13 protein-coding genes and 1 tRNA gene are annotated in these 12,810 nt (G+C 74.4%); 9 read left to right on the forward strand and 5 right to left on the reverse strand.

Translation table 11 applies throughout. The features are described 5' to 3' along the window. The first annotated feature begins 419 nt into the window (after nucleotides 1–419). On the forward strand, nucleotides 420–2,717 hold the full coding sequence (locus ACI799_RS12690) for a (Fe-S)-binding protein (protein WP_456590126.1): 2,298 nt from the start codon (nucleotides 420–422) through the stop codon (nucleotides 2,715–2,717). Nucleotides 2,718–2,900: 183 nt separating this feature from the next. Continuing rightward, nucleotides 2,901–4,256 carry an MFS transporter gene (locus ACI799_RS12695; RefSeq protein WP_456590125.1) on the forward strand — a complete coding sequence of 452 codons (1,356 nt, stop codon included), beginning with the start codon at nucleotides 2,901–2,903 and terminating at the stop codon, nucleotides 4,254–4,256. Here the strand turns inward: ACI799_RS12695 and dcd are convergent. After that, entirely contained in the window at nucleotides 4,228–4,812 is a 585-nt protein-coding gene (gene dcd, locus ACI799_RS12700; RefSeq protein WP_456590124.1) for a dCTP deaminase, read from the reverse strand. The genes ACI799_RS12695 and dcd overlap by 29 nt on opposite strands. Before the next feature lie 147 nt (nucleotides 4,813–4,959). Here dcd and ACI799_RS12705 point away from each other — a divergent pair, with 147 nt between their 5' ends. The 4 genes from ACI799_RS12705 (at nucleotide 4,960) to ACI799_RS12720 (ending at nucleotide 8,457) form a co-directional block, all read left to right on the forward strand. Continuing rightward, entirely contained in the window at nucleotides 4,960–5,538 is a 579-nt protein-coding gene (locus tag ACI799_RS12705; protein ID WP_456590123.1) for a PAS domain-containing protein, read from the forward strand. Nucleotide 5,539: 1 nt separating this feature from the next. Further along, nucleotides 5,540–6,508, forward strand: a complete 969-nt coding sequence (locus tag ACI799_RS12710) for a methyl-accepting chemotaxis protein (protein WP_456590122.1) — start codon at nucleotides 5,540–5,542, stop codon at nucleotides 6,506–6,508. Nucleotides 6,509–6,560: 52 nt separating this feature from the next. Further along, nucleotides 6,561–6,634, forward strand: a tRNA-Gly gene (locus ACI799_RS12715). Nucleotides 6,635–6,831: 197 nt separating this feature from the next. Then, the gene (locus ACI799_RS12720) at nucleotides 6,832–8,457 is read left to right on the forward strand and encodes a GAF domain-containing protein (protein WP_456613224.1); all 1,626 of its coding nucleotides are present in this window, start codon (nucleotides 6,832–6,834) and stop codon (nucleotides 8,455–8,457) included. Between the two features lie 17 nt (nucleotides 8,458–8,474). On the opposite strand, the gene ACI799_RS12725 is transcribed toward ACI799_RS12720, so the two are convergent. The 4 genes from ACI799_RS12725 to ACI799_RS12740 form a co-directional block, all read right to left on the reverse strand. Then, nucleotides 8,475–9,110, reverse strand: coding sequence for a response regulator transcription factor (locus ACI799_RS12725; protein WP_456599963.1), 636 nt, complete (start codon nucleotides 9,108–9,110; stop codon nucleotides 8,475–8,477). 65 nt (nucleotides 9,111–9,175) lie between these two features. After that, on the reverse strand, nucleotides 9,176–10,204 hold the full coding sequence (locus ACI799_RS12730) for a type III polyketide synthase (RefSeq protein ID WP_456599964.1): 1,029 nt from the start codon (nucleotides 10,202–10,204) through the stop codon (nucleotides 9,176–9,178). Between the two features lie 73 nt (nucleotides 10,205–10,277). Continuing rightward, nucleotides 10,278–10,985 (reverse strand): methyltransferase domain-containing protein, encoded by a 708-nt coding sequence (locus ACI799_RS12735; protein WP_456590118.1) that lies wholly within the window; start codon nucleotides 10,983–10,985, stop codon nucleotides 10,278–10,280. A 6-nt stretch (nucleotides 10,986–10,991) separates the two neighbouring features. Further along, entirely contained in the window at nucleotides 10,992–11,333 is a 342-nt protein-coding gene (locus ACI799_RS12740; RefSeq protein ID WP_456613225.1) for a DUF3140 domain-containing protein, read from the reverse strand. A gap of 92 nt (nucleotides 11,334–11,425) precedes the next feature. Between ACI799_RS12740 and ACI799_RS12745 the strand changes: the two genes are divergently transcribed. From ACI799_RS12745 to ACI799_RS12755, 3 genes are read left to right on the forward strand one after another with little or no spacing between them, the layout of a single operon-like run. Then, a complete protein-coding gene (locus ACI799_RS12745; protein WP_456590116.1) occupies nucleotides 11,426–12,418 on the forward strand; it encodes a ribokinase in 993 nt (330 codons plus the stop codon). Beyond that, complete coding sequence (locus tag ACI799_RS12750; RefSeq protein ID WP_456590115.1) at nucleotides 12,415–12,570, forward strand: hypothetical protein; 156 nt, start codon at nucleotides 12,415–12,417, stop codon at nucleotides 12,568–12,570. Before ACI799_RS12745 ends, ACI799_RS12750 begins: the two co-directional genes overlap by 4 nt. A 53-nt stretch (nucleotides 12,571–12,623) precedes the next feature. Further along, nucleotides 12,624–12,797 carry a hypothetical protein gene (locus tag ACI799_RS12755; RefSeq protein ID WP_456590114.1) on the forward strand — a complete coding sequence of 58 codons (174 nt, stop codon included), beginning with the start codon at nucleotides 12,624–12,626 and terminating at the stop codon, nucleotides 12,795–12,797. The last annotated feature ends 13 nt before the right edge of the window (nucleotides 12,798–12,810 follow it).

Genomic DNA, 12,810 nt, shown 5'->3' on the forward strand with positions numbered 1-12,810 from the left:
GCGAGCCCAGGCGTACAACGCTCAGGCGGCGGGCGCGGGCCGGAGGTGGCGACACCCACCCCCGCGGCACGGGCCTGAGCTGACAGCCGCGGGCCCGGGTCGGCGAACCCAGGTGGCGGGGAGGGACGCTGCAGTCACGTCGCACATCGGTGGACGACGACGGGACGTGTCACGGGTCACCCCTGGGCGGAGCGCCTCGGCCGGGCTCGCCGATCCGCGGCGCCGCGCCCAGGGTTACCGGCGAGTAGCCTCTGAGCGCGCCCGCTATCGTGCCCTGGAGTGCGGGCTGCGCCTGCCCGCATGCGTTCCGGGCGCCGGCCCACCGGCCGGTGCACCGGGGCGCGCACCACACACAGCCCCGTCGCCCGCGTGGCCGGCGGGAGACGACCGACGCCGCCAGGCGTACGGGAGGGGAAAACATGACGGGCCCGCTGCAGATCGTCCTGGGGACTATCAGCGTCCTGTTCCTGATCGTGGCGTCCGTGATGGCCTACCGGGCCGTCCGGGCGATGGTGCGGATCATCCGCACCGGCCAGCCCGACGGCACCCGCTTCGGCCCGGTCAAGAGCCGGCTGAAGACGCTGGTGGTCGAGTCGATCGGCCACACCCGGATGCTGAAGTGGTCGACCATCGGCGTTGCCCACTGGTTCGTCTTCGTCGGCTTCTACGGCCTGTTCCTGACGCTGGTCGAGGCGTTCGGCGAGGTGTGGAACCCGGCCTTCCACCTGCCGCTCATCGGCGAGTGGGCGATCTGGAGCCTCTTCGTCGACCTGATCGGCGCCGGCACGATCCTCGGGATCATCTACCTGATCGTCCGGCGCCAGCTCGACCACCCGCGCCGGCAGGGCCGCAGGAGCCGCTTCGCCGGGTCCAACGAGGGCCGGGGCTACTTCGTCGAGGCCGTCGTCCTGATCGTCGGCATCAGCATCCTCAGCATCCGCGCGGCCAAGGTCGCCTCCGGCCTGGACGACGCCCCGACCTGGTCGCACCCGTTCGCGAGCCTGGCGTCGAACCTCTTCCCGGACAACCCCGACGTCGTCTCGATCGTCGCCTTCATCAAGATCGTGGTGTCGCTGACCTGGCTGGTGGTCATCAGCCGCATCCTCAACATGGGTGTCGCCTGGCACCGGTTCAGCGCCTTCTTCAACATCTACTTCAAGCGCGAGGCCGACGGCGCCCCGGCGCTCGGCCCGCTGCCCGCCATGACCTCCGGCGGCAAGCCGATCGACTTCGAGGACCCGGGCGAGGACGACGTCTTCGGCCGCGGCAAGATCGAGGACTTCACCTGGAAGGGGATGCTGGACTTCACCACCTGCACCGAGTGCGGGCGGTGCCAGAGCCAGTGCCCGGCCTGGAACACCGGCAAGCCCCTGTCGCCGAAGATGGTGATCATGGACCTGCGGGACCACCTGTACGCCAAGGCCCCGTACCTGCTCGGTGAGAAGACGGCGTCGGAGTCCGCGCCCGACTACGACCTCCTCAAGCCCAGCGACGAGCAGGTCTGGGCGTCGGGCTACGCCCGGATCGAGGGCACCAACGACGCCCAGGCGCACCGCCCGCTGGTCGGCACCCTCGAGGAGGGCGGGGTCATCGACCCCGACGTCCTGTGGAGCTGCACCAACTGCGGCGCCTGCGTCGAGCAGTGCCCGGTGGACATCGAGCACGTCGACCACATCCAGGACATGCGCCGCTACCAGGTGCTGATCGAGTCCAACTTCCCGTCCGAGGCCGGGGTCATGATGACCAACCTCGAGAAGCGCGGGAACCCGTGGGGCATGGGCGGCAACGTCCGCGAGGACTGGATCAAGGAGATGGACTTCGAGGTTCGCGTCGCCGACGGCCCGCTCCCCCACGAGGTCGAGTACCTGTTCTGGGTCGGCTGCGCCGGCGCCGTCGACGACCGCGCCAAGAAGGTCACCAAGGCGGTCGCCGAGCTGCTGCACACCGCGGGCGTCGAGTTCGCCGTGCTCGGCAACGGCGAGACCTGCTCGGGCGACCCGGCCCGCCGCATGGGCAACGAGTTCCTCTTCCAGCAGCTGGCCATGGAGAACGTCGAGACCCTCAACGGCGTCTTCGAGGGCCGGGTGCCGGGCACCCGCAAGATCGTCGCCACCTGCCCGCACTGCTTCAACTCGCTGGGGCGGGAGTACCCGCAGGTCGGCGGCGAGTACGAGGTCGTGCACCACACCCAGCTGCTCGGCAAGCTGGTGGAGGAGGGCCGGCTGACCCCGGTCACCCCGGTCGACCGCAAGGTCACCTACCACGACCCGTGCTTCCTGGGCCGGCACAACAAGGTCTACACGCCCCCGCGGGAGATCCTCGACTCCGTCCAGGGCCTGTCCACGCAGGAGATGCACCGCTGCAAGGACCGCGGCTTCTGCTGCGGTGCCGGCGGTGCCCGCATGTGGATGGAGGAGAAGATCGGCAAGCGGATCAACATGGAGCGCACCGAGGAGGCCCTCGAGCTCGATCCCGACGTCATCTCCACCGCGTGCCCGTTCTGCATCACGATGCTCAGCGACGCGCTGACCAGCAAGAAGCAGAACGGCGAGGCCGGCGAGCACGTCGAGGTGCTCGACGTCAGCCAGATCCTGCTGCGCTCGATGCAGCCGGTCGCCGTCGGCGCGCAGGGTGCCGAGCAGGGCGCCGACGTCGGCACGAAGGACGACGACGTCGTGGGCCTCGACTCCGCCGCGACGGATCACGACCCGAAGTAGAAGAAGGACCCCGTCCTCCTCACCCCTCGCACGCTCGGGGCGAGCCTCCGGACGGGGCCGTGCGACGGCGCGCATCCCGCGGGGTGCGCGCCGTCGCCGTTCCGGAGCCGTGCACCCCGCGGTGGTTGCGCCGCGCACCCACCCGGGGGCGGTGTGCACCCGGTCACGGAGGACGCTTTCCGGGTGACCCGCACCGCCCCCGCACGCAACACCGCCGGCACCGACCGTCGTCGCGGTCTCGGGCTGATGGCCGTTGCCATCGTGCTCACGGCGCTCAACCTGCGCACGGCGGTCACCAGCGTCGGCCCGGTGCTGGAAGAGCTCGAGCGGGGCCTGGACATCTCCAGCGGCCTGGCCGGGGTCATCACCACGATGCCGGTGCTCTGCTTCGCGCTCATCGGGTTCACCGGCCCCGCACTGTCGGCGCGCTACCGCGACGCGCACGTCCTCGCCGGCGCCCTGGTGGCGATGACCGTCGGGCTGGGGCTGCGCAGCCTGGCCGAGGCGTTCCCGGTCTTCCTCGCCGGCACGGCGCTGGCCATGGCCGGCGGGGCGCTGGGCAACGTCATGCTCCCGGGGCTCGTCAAGCGCCACTTCCCGGGGCGGACGGGCCCGCTGATCGGCGCCTACAGCACCGCGATGGGGCTGGGCGCGACCCTCGCGGCGGTGACCTCGCAGCCGATCGCCGACGTCGCCGAGGGGGAGGGCTGGCGCTGGGCACTCGTCGTCTGGGCGCTGCCGGCGCTCGTCGCGGCGGGGGTGTGGCTGGCTCTGCCGGCCGCGCCCGACGTGTCGCGCGAGGGCCACACCGCCGTCCGGATGCGGGCCCTCGTGCACAGCCCTACGGCGATGGCGATCACCGCCTTCTTCGGCGTGCAGGCGCTCCAGGCCTACGTCGTCATCGGCTGGTCGGCGCAGTACCTGCGTGATTCGGGGCTGAGCGCGGCGACCGCCGGTCTCCTCCTGGGCCTGAACTCCGTCGTCGGGCTGCCGCTGAGCGCCGTCATCCCGTCGCTGACCGTCCGGCCGCGTCTGCAGCGCCCGCTGCTGCTGCTCTTCATCGCCTGCTACGTGACCGGCTGGGTGGGCCTCTGGACGGCGCCGACCGTCGCCCCGTGGCTGTGGATGGTCCTCATCGCCGTCGGCATGGGCACCTTCTCGATGGTGCTCACCCTCATCGGCCTGCGCGCGCGCACGCCCGAGACCGTCTCCGCGCTCTCCACCGTCAGCCAGAGCATCGGCTACGTGATCGCCGGGGCCGGCCCGCTGCTCGTGGGCGTGCTCCGCGGGGTGACCGGCAGCTACGACGGCATGTTCGTCATCGCCCTCACCGGCGTCGCCGTGCTCGCCGTCGCCGGGTGGATCGCCACGCGGCAGGTGTTCGTCGACGACGAGGTGGAGCGCACCGTCCCCGGCTGGTCACCCGCGGGCCGCTCCACCGAGGTGCTGGAGAGCGCCGGCGTCGAGGTCCCGGCAGCGGCCGACGTCGACGACGCCCCGCCCGCCGAGGCTAGGGACGCCGGGTCTCCGCGCGGGTGAAGTTGCGGAACGAGCGCGACGGCGTGGGCCCCCGCTGGTCCTGGTACCGGGAGCCGTAGACCGCCGAGCCGTAGGGGTGCTCGGCCGCGCTGGTCAGCCGGAACAGGCACAGCTGGCCGATCTTCATGCCCGGCCACAGCGTGATCGGCAGGTTCGCGACGTTCGACAGCTCCAGGGTGATGTGCCCGGAGAACCCCGGGTCGACGAAGCCCGCCGTCGAGTGGGTGAGCAGGCCCAGCCGGCCCAGCGAGGACTTGCCCTCCAGCCGGGCGGCGAGGTCGTCGGGGATGCGGACGACCTCCAGCGTGGAGCCCAGCACGAACTCACCCGGGTGGAGCACGAACGGCTCGTCGCCCTCGGGCTCCACCAGCGACGTGAGGTCGTCCTGCTGCTCCGCCGGGTCGATGTGGGTGTAGCGGGCGTTGTTGAACACCCGGAAGTACCGGTCCAGCCGGACGTCGATGCTGGACGGCTGCACCAGCCCCGGGTCGTAGGGCTCGATGCCGAGGCGTCCCCCGGCGATCGCGGCCGTGATGTCGCGGTCGCTCAGCAGCATGGCGCGGAGTCTAGGGAACCGCGTCCGCGCGCCGTGCGGGCGAACGGCGCCGGCTGCCCGCGGCGCGCTGTCGCCTCCCCACGTCCCGTTGGACCTCCCGACTGCCGATGAACGGGACGCAATCGAACGAAACCGAGGGGAACCTGCGTGCTCGACACCCGGCCGGCCACCGCCGCGCCTCGCGGCGCCCGTGACGCCGTGCGCCCCACCGGCCGCGAGCGGAGCTTCTCCGCCGACGAGCTGATCGTCTCCAAGACCGACCTGCGCGGCGTGATCACGTACGCCAACGACGTCTTCCTGCGGGTGAGCGGCTACGACCGCGACGACGTGATCGGCCAGCCGCACAACCTGATCCGCCACCCGGAGATGCCGCGGGCGGTGTTCAAGCTGCTGTGGGACACCCTGGGCGCCGGCCAGGAGGTGTTCGCCTACATCAACAACCTCGCCACCGACGGGGGCCACTACTGGGTGCTGGCGCACGTGACGCCCTCCAAGGACGCGCACTGCAGGGTCGTCGGCTACCACTCCAACCGCCGGCGGCCCTCCCGGGGCGCCGTCCGGCGGGTGCTGCCCCTCTACCAGCGGCTGCTGGCCGAGGAGCGCCGGCACCCGAACGCGCGCAGCGCGGTCGCGGCCTCCTCCAGGCTGCTCGACGAGGTGCTCGCCGAGCAGGGGCAGAGCTACGAGGAGTTCGTCTGGTCGATCATCAACCGCGAGGAGAGCTGACATGGGCGTGCGCACCACGCGCGGCGAGCACGGCCGGCGGTCGGACGCCGCGGAGCTGGCGCTCTACCGCGGCTTCGTCCGGCAGCTGACGGCGGCGTGCGAGGCGGCCTCGCGCGGTGACCTCGAGGCCCGCAGCCGCATCGACGCCGACACCGAGCAGGTGCCCGAACTGGTCTCCCTCCACCACGCGCTCAACCGGGTGCTCGACGTCTCCGACGCGTTCGTCCGCGAGTCGTCGGCCGCGCTGAGCTCCGCAGCCGAGGGCCGGTTCCACCGCCGCCTGCTCACCACCGGCCTGCTCGGCTCCTTCCGCCGCACCGCCAGCGACATCAACGACGCCCGCACCGCGATGCAGGCGACCGCCGGGCGCGTCACCGACGCGCAGACCAGCCGGCTGCGGCTGGCCGACGACTTCGAGTCGGTGGTGCTCTCGATGTCCGAGCAGGTGGCGACGGCCGCCACCGAGCTCAGCGCATCGGCGTCCGGGCTCACCGCCGCCGCGACCGCGGCGAGCGCCGAGGTGGGCACCGCGCAGGACACGATCAGCTCGCTCACCCGCTCGTCGGCCGAGATCAAGGAGATCATCGCGCTGATCGACTCGGTGGCCGCCCAGACCCGCCTCCTCGCGCTCAACGCCACGATCGAGGCCGCCCGCGCGGGCGAGGCCGGCAAGGGGTTCGCCGTCGTCGCCTCCGAGGTCAAGGACCTCGCCGACCAGACCGGCCGCGCGACCGAGCGGGTCACCGCCCAGGTGGAGCAGATCCGCCAGGCGTCGGAGGGTGTCGCCGCCGGCATGAGCAGCGTCAGCTCCACCGTCGACGAGATGAACGGCCTGGTCGGCGGCATCGCCGCCGCGGTGGACGGCTCGGCGTCGCTGAACACCGGCCACGAGGACGTCACCGGGCTGTCGCAGATGGCGGAGAAGCTGCGGTCGGAGGCGACCGGCTTCCTCGCGGAGATGCGCCGCTGACCGGAGGTGGCTGTCGCGGCGGGGAGGCGACCAGGTAGGCTCGTCGCTGTTCGCGGGTGTAGTTCAATGGTAGAACATCAGCTTCCCAAGCTGACAGTGCGAGTTCGATTCTCGTCACCCGCTCCACGAGCTCCCGAGGCCCCGGTCGCATCGACCGGGGCCTCGGCGCGTTCCGGCGCAGGCCGGGGAACACGGAACGGGACCGGGCCTTTCGTCCCTGGGGCGGGACGCGACCGTGCCCCACGATGGGCCAAGCGCTTCCCCTGCCCCCGTCGGCGCTCCTACGGTCAGGCCGTGCCCCCGCCCGACCACCGGTGCGCTCGATGAGCGACGACGCCGCGGCCCTCACCGCCGCGGTGCTGGCGGCGGCCTCGGGTGGCCGGCTCGAGGCGACCCTGCACGAGATCGTCGCGGTCGCGGCCCGGCACGTCGACGCCCGCTACGGCGCGCTGGGCGTGCTCACGCCCGACGGGCGCGGGCTGGACCGGTTCGTCACGGTCGGCCTGGATCCCGGGGCCCAGGAGCGGATCGGCCGCACGCCCGAGGGCGCCGGCATCCTCGGCCTGCTCCTGGAGGACCCGACCCCGCTGCGGCTGGCCGACCTGCGCACCCACCCCGCCTCGGTCGGCGTCCCCCCGGGGCACCCCGCGATGCGGTCGTTCCTGGGCCTCCCGGTCCGCGCCCGCGACTCCGTCTTCGGGCACCTGTACCTCACCGAGAAGCGCGGCGGGGGCGCGTTCACCCCGGCCGACCTGGAGCTCTCCGAGGGCATGGCGGCGGTGGCGGGCCTGGCCATCGAGAACGCCCGGCTGCTGGAGCAGGCCGAGCAGCGCCGGGCCTGGTCGCAGGCCGGCACCGACATCGCGACGGCGCTGCTGTCGGGGCGCCCCGCCGACGAGGTCCTCCGCACCGCGGCCGCCCGCATCGCCGAGCTCTCCGGCGCCGACACCGTCGGCATCCTGGCGCCGGTGCCCGGTGACGAGGGCACCCTGGTCGTGACCGCCGCCGTGGGCCCCGAGGCCACCCGGACCGAGGGCGCGCGCATCCCCCTCGCCGGCACCCGGCTGGGCGACGCCCACCGCTCGGGCACGCCGCTGCTGGTGGACGACGTCGCCACGCCGGTGCCGGGCACGACCCGCGCCCCACTGGTCGGTGAGCTCGCCGGCCGGTACGGACCGGCGCTCCACCTCCCGCTGGGTGGACCGTCTCCGCCGACCACCCTGGTCGCCATGCGGCTGCGGGAGCGGCCACCGTTCGACCCCGCGGTGCTCGAGCCGGCGTCGGCGTTCGTCACCCAGGCGGCGGTGGCGATGCGGCTGGTCCGCAGCCAGCAGCGCGAGCAGCGGCTGCAGGTGCAGGCCGACCGGGACCGGATCGCCCGGGACCTGCACGACCACGTGGTGCAGCGGATCTTCGCGACCGCCCTGGCGCTGGACCGGCTCGGCCGCTCGCTGGAGGGCTCCGCGCCGCTGGTCGCCAGCCGGATCGCGCGGCACGTGGACGAGCTCGACGGCACCATCGCCCGGATCCGGGAGGCGATCTTCGAGCTGCACGGGGCCGAGGACTCCTCGTCCGCGGCCGTGCGGCGACGGCTCGCCGACGTGGTGCGGTCGGTGACCGACGGGCACGGGGTGCGCCCGGACCTGCGGGTGCGCAGCGAGATCGAGGACCTGCCTCCCGGCCTGGCCGGCGACGTGGTCGCCGTCGTCCGCGAGCTGGTCACCAACGTGGTCCGCCACGCCCGCGCCACCCGCGTGACGGTGACCGTGGCCCTGGCCGACGAGGTGCGCGTCGTGGTCACCGACGACGGGCACGGGCTGCCGGCGGTCACCGTGCGCAGCGGGCTGGCCAACCTGGCCGACCGCGCGGAACGCCGGGGTGGCCGGCTGGCGACCGCCACCGGGGCCTCGGGGACGGAGATCCGCTGGGTCGTGCCACTCCCCGGCTGACCCGCACCGGCGCAGGCTCAGCTCCGGCGGTCGCGCAGCTCGGTGGCCAGGATGGCGGCCTGGGTCCGGCGCTCGAGGCCCAGCTTGGCCAGCACGTGACTGGTGTAGTTCTTGACCGTCTTCTCGGCCAGCCCCATGCGCTCGCCGATCTGGCGGTTGGTGAGCCCCTCACCGATCAGCCCCAGGACGGCGCGCTCCTGGTCGGTCAGCGTCGCGAGCCGATCACCGCCGGACCGCGCCGGTGGCGGCGGTCCGGGTTCGGTCAGGTCGCCGCCCGCCGCCACTGTGCGCACCGCCGACACCAGCGCCGAGCCGCGCACCTGCTTGAGCAGGAACCCGGCCGCGCCGGCGCGCACCGCCTCGTCGCGCGCCGCCCGGTCCGCGTAGCTGGTGAGCACCAGGCAGCGAAGGCCGGGCAGCCTCGCGCGCAGCTCCCGGCAGAGGGTGGCGCCGTCCCCGTCGGGCAACCGCATGTCGAGGACGGCGACGTCGGGACGGACGGCGGGAGCCCGGGCCAGCGCCTCGGCGCGCGAGCCGGCCTCCCCCACGACGGTGATGGCGGGGTCGTCCTCGAGGACCTCGGCCACGCCGCGGCGGACCACCTCGTGGTCGTCGACGAGGAACACCCGCACGCCCGGCGGCGACGCGCCCACGGCCGCCTCCCTCCCACGGTTCCGGGGAGGGCAGCGTAGGACCGCCGCCGCTCCGCGACCAGGGGTCACGCGGGCAGCAACAGCACCGCGTAGAGGGTCAGGCCCGGCCCGAACGCCATGGCCACGACCGGCCCGTCGACGTCGGCCAGCTCCTGCAGCACCAGCAGGACGGTGGCCGAGGAGCAGTTGCCGTGCTCGGCCAGCACCCGGCGCGAGGCCGCGACCTGCTCCTCGCGCAGGCCCAGCTCGTCGCGGACGACGTCGATGATGCGGGGTCCCCCGGGATGCACGGCCCAGCCCGCGACGTCCTCGGGGCGCAGACCCGCTCCGGCGAGCAGCTCGTCGACGACGTTCCCCACGTGCCGCGCCAGCACGTCGGGCACCCGCGGGGAGAGCCCCATGCGGAACCCGAGGTCGGTGACGTCCCACGTCATGTGGTCGGCGGTCGAGGCGTCGGTGCGCGCGACGACCCCGGCGATCCGGCGCCCGCGCCCGGCGCCGGGTTCGACGACCACGGCCGCCGCGGCATCGGAGAACAGCGCGTGCGCGACGACCTGCTCGAGATCGGCCTGGGCCGGCTGCACGTGCAGGCTGGTCAGCTCGCAGCACAGCAGCACCGCCGGCCGGGACCGCGCGGTGACGAAGTCGCCGACGGCCGCGAGGCCCGGGATCGCCGCGTAGCAGCCCATGTGGCCGACCAGCAGCCGCTGCAGCCCGGCCGGCATGCCGAGGTCGCTGGCCAGGCGGATGTCCAGCCCCGGCGTCGCGTAGCCGGTGCAGGTGGCGACGGCGAACAGCCCCACGTCCCCGGGCGCCAGCCCGGCGGAGTCCAGCGCCCCGGCGACGGCCTGCTTGCCCAGCGGGAGGGCCTCCTGGACGTACCGCGCCATCCGCGCCCCGGTGCTCCAGCCGCTGAGGTCCTCGTCCACGGGGTTGGCCACCGCGTGCCGGCGGCGCACGCCGGCCCCGAGGAAGATCCGGCGGGCGGCGCGCACCCCCTCGTAGTGGGTGCCGAAGAACCCGTCCCAGGCGGCCTCCTGGTCCAGGGTGGTGGGCAGCGCGCTGCCCGCCCCGGTGAGGACGGCGGCGGTCACGATCGCGGCCCCACGGCTGACCTGCTCGGGATCATGGTTTCGACGGTACGTGCGCCGCCGTCGCGTCGCCCGCTCACCGCTTCCGGCCGTACCCGGCGAAGACGACGGCCGTGGAACGGATCGGTTTCATGCGCACCGAGCCCCGGCGCCCCAGCCGCCAGGCGATCGCGTCGCGCAGCGACGGCCGCAGGCCGACCAGGCGCAGCTCGAGACCCAGCCGGTCGGCCGCGGCGAGCAGCCGCGCGCGATCGACGAAGAGCGCCGGGTCGTGGATGCCGGGCGGCGGGCCACCGGGGAGCCGCTCGGCCACCGTCACCATGAGGAAGCGGCCGATCCGCGTGGCGGCCAGCGCGTCGACGACCAGGACGCCCCCGGGCCGCAGCAGGCGGGCGCACTCGGCCAGCACCGCGACGTCGTCCTCCACGTGCTCGAGGATCTCGCCGGCGACGACGACGTCCGCGCAGCCGTCGGCCAGGGGGACGGCGAGCACCGAGCCGCGCACCGGCAGCACCCCGTGCGCCCGCGCGGTCCGCAGCCCCTCCAGCCCGAGGTCCACCCCCACGTGCCGGTACCCGAGCCGGGCGGCGTGCGGGGCCATCAGCCCCCCACCGCAGGCGAGGTCGACCAGCAGCGCCCCCGGGCCGCTCGCCGGTGGGATGTGCTCGGCCCGGGAGGCAGCGAGCCAGTGCAGGGCGGCGAAGCCTCCGGAGGGCTGCCACCACTGGTCGGCGAGCTCGTCGTACTGGGCGGGGTCGTTGCGGGTCAGCGGGGTGGATCGCACGGAGGGCTAGCCCTTCTTGAGCGGGTCGTGGCCCCAGTTCATCAGCGAGTACCGCCACTTCGACGTCTCGACGTCCTCCTTCGTCGGCTCCTGGGCCAGGTGCCGCTGCACGTAGCCGTGGACCTTCCGCATGTGGGCGAGGTCGTCGTCGGTCAGGTCGTCCTTCTTCGTGCGCAGCAGGTCCACGATGCGCCGGCCCGAGGCGTGGCCGGTGGACTCGCCGTCGCCGTCCTTCTGCCCCACGGCCTGCGACTCCTCGCTCGCCAGCCACCGCTCCAGCTCGGCCGCGGTCATGTTCACCGCCTCGCCGAACTCCCGTCGGATCGTGTCGGGGTCGTCGCTCGCCATGGTTCCTCCGCTCGTCGTCCTCCCGGTACCGTCGCGCCGGCCGCGGGAAACGGCCGTCCGGTACCCCTCGCCCAGCCCTCCGGAGGTCCTGCGTGTCCGTCACCGTCGTCGGCAGCCTGAACGAGGACGTGCTGGTCTCCGTCGACCGGCTGCCGCGCCGCGGCGAGACGGTCGTCGCCCGGGCCGCCGCGCTCGCCCCGGGCGGGAAGGGCGCCAACCAGGCCGCGGCGGCGGGGATCCTCGGCGGCGGCGTGCACATGGTGGGCCGGGTGGGCGACGACCCGGCCGGCGACCGGCAGCTGGCCGCGCTCGCCTCCTCCCGGGTCAACGTGAGCCGGGTGCTGCGCACGATCGGCACGCCCACCGGCACCGCGACCATCCCGGTGGAGCAGGGCAGCGGAGAGAACCTGATCGTGGTCGTGCCCGGGGCCAACGCCGAGCTGAGCCCCGCCGACGTCGACGTGCCGTCGGTGCGGTCGGCCCGCGTGGTGCTCCTGCAGCTGGAGGTGCCGCTGCCGGCGGTCGAGGCGGCGGCCCGGACGGCGACCGGCACCGTCGTGCTGACCCCGGCTCCCCCGGTGCCGCTGCCGGCCGCCCTGCTGGAGCGGGTCGACGTGCTCGTCCCGAACGAGCACGAGCTGGTGCAGCTGGCCGGTGCCGAACCCGGTGAGCGCTCGCCCGCCGAGCTCGCGGGGCTGGCCCGCCGGGTGACGGCAGGCGCCGTCGTGGTCACCCTCGGCGCGCGTGGCGCCCTGGTCGTGCCCGCGGAGGGGCCGGCGCTGCTGCAGGCGCCGCCCCCGGTGACACCGGTCGACACGACCGGTGCCGGTGACTGCTTCTGCGGCGCCCTCGGGCAGGCGCTGGCCGACGGCGCCGGCCTCCCCGACGCCGTCCGGCACGCCGTCGCGGCGGCCGCGTCCTCCACCACCGGTCCCGGCGCGCGCGGCGCCCTCCCCGACCACGACGCCGTGCGCGAGCTGCTGCTCCGCGTGCCCCCGGCCACCCCGGTCGGCGGGCCCGCGGTTTCCCCGCCGGCGGACCGGGCACACCGCTCCCCGACCCGATCCGAGGAGGACCCGCGATGAGCGAATCCCAGCGCACGCCGCACAGCGCCGAGCGCGCCGAGGGCGACCCGGCCGGCGAGCAGGCGGGCAGCGGCCGGACGCCGCACCCCGAGGAGCCGGCCGAGGGCCGCAGCGACGCCGCGAGCGGGGGCGCCGACACCCCCGACACCTGACCGGCGCTCTGACCGGTCCACGGGGTGAGCGACGTCTCACCCCGGTGGGCCGCGTGCCGGTTTCCCGCAACGAGGGCACGGGCACGCAACGGCGCATGGAGGACAACGTGCTGCACACCCGGACCACCGACGAGTCGGCCGACCGATCGCGGACCGACTCTGCCGAGTCCTCGGCGCGGGCCGTCGCCCGGCTGCTGGCCAACCCGCGTCGCACCCGCCGGAACTGAGCCGCCGCGCTCA

The organism is Blastococcus sp. SYSU DS0753 (assembly GCF_054051175.1).